The 1,093-nt window shown below is 48.6% G+C and carries 1 protein-coding gene; it reads left to right on the plus strand.

The window, feature by feature from the left end; translation table 11 throughout:
• Positions 1 to 131 precede the first annotated feature (131 nt).
• Positions 132 to 1,093, plus strand: a 962-nt coding sequence (locus M0651_RS23915) for an IS1182 family transposase (RefSeq protein WP_248554156.1), incomplete at its 3' end; no start/stop codon positions are given.

Genomic DNA, 1,093 nt, shown 5'->3' on the forward strand with positions numbered 1-1,093 from the left:
AAAGGGGCTGTCCCAAAAGTCATCGTAGGTGACTGAGGGACGCCCTCATTTTTCATTTTGTTAAACAAAAAGAAACCAATCCTTGGTAAAATGGAAGTGACGAGCAACCATTCGAAAAGGAGAGGTTTCTTTTGTACATTCAATATACCATGGATCAACTTTGCCTGCCAATGGATTTAGAAGAAGACATCCCACAAAATCATGCCGTACGTGTGGTGAATGCGGCAGTGAATAGACTCAGCGACAATATCTTCGCCTCCGCTTACCCTGGTGGAGGACGGGACAGCTACCACCCCAAGATGCTTACTAAAGTCCTCATTTATGCCTACACTCAACGGATCTACTCCTCACGCCTCATTGCCAAAGCTGTACGAGAAAATATCATGTTCATGTGGATCGCTGGCCGGCAGCGTCCCGACTTCCGCACCATCAATCGCTTTCGTTCCGAGCGAATGAAGGACATTCTCGAATCGGTTTTTACGGCTGTTCTCGAACTGCTTGTGGAAGAGGGATACGTTAAACTCGAGCACTATTTTGTCGACGGCACCAAAATTGAAGCCAATGCCAATCGATATACCTTTGTTTGGGGGAAAGCGGTGGTTAAACAAAAGGCGAGGCTACAAGAGAAAGTACGGACGTTATTTGCTACCATCGAAGAGACTGAAAAAAAGGAAGAGAAGGAACAGGCTGGCCAAGATCTTGCCGAGCTTGGCGGAGCACCCTCCCTGACTAGCGAGAAGCTGGAGAAGGCAGTTCAACAGTTGGAGGAGAAGTTGCAGCAAGCGCCCAAAGACAAACCGCTAAAAAAAGCGGTTCGCATCCTGAGGACAGACCTCCTTCCCCGCCTGCAAAAATACGAGCAGCAGCTTGAAATTCTCGGGGAGCGAAATAGCTACAGCAAAACGGACCCGGATGCCACCTTCATGCGGATGAAAGAAGACCATATGCGAAACGGTCAACTCAAGCCGGGATACAACGTACAAATCGGAACCGAGAACCAATTTATTGTCGGATACAGCCTTCACCAACGCCCGACAGACACGCGAACCTTGAAGCCACACTTGGAGAAAGTAAAAACGCAGTTGGGCCGATT

The organism is Paenibacillus mellifer (assembly GCF_023195895.1).
Lineage (GTDB): Bacteria > Bacillota > Bacilli > Paenibacillales > Paenibacillaceae > Fontibacillus > Fontibacillus mellifer.